Origin of the sequence: Streptomyces sp. P17 (genome assembly GCF_032436805.1) — a bacterium.
Classification (GTDB): domain Bacteria; phylum Actinomycetota; class Actinomycetes; order Streptomycetales; family Streptomycetaceae; genus Streptomyces.
Map to the genome: position 1 here is coordinate 1 of NZ_JAVRBF010001534.1, position 233 is coordinate 233.

1 pseudogene is annotated in these 233 nt (G+C 62.7%); it reads left to right on the plus strand.

The window, feature by feature from the left end:
• Nucleotides 1–233: pseudogene (locus tag RMT89_RS45605) on the plus strand (hypothetical protein); the annotation flags it as partial.

The following is a 233-nucleotide window of genomic DNA, read 5'->3' on the forward strand; positions in this document are numbered from 1 at the left end:
GCCTGGACCTGATCCGCCGCAAACCATCGGATGAGTCCAGCGTGCACCGCTGGGCCGAAGCCGGCCTGCGTGCTGCGGAACGCGGATCAAAGCTCACGAGCCAGCTGCTCGCCTTCTCGCGAGCGCAGGAACTCGAGCTGAAGTCCGTAACGGTTCGGGACTTGGTTCAGAAGATGAGCGATATCCTGGATCGCACGCTCGGACCCAATGTGAGACTGAAGCTCGACCTCGGC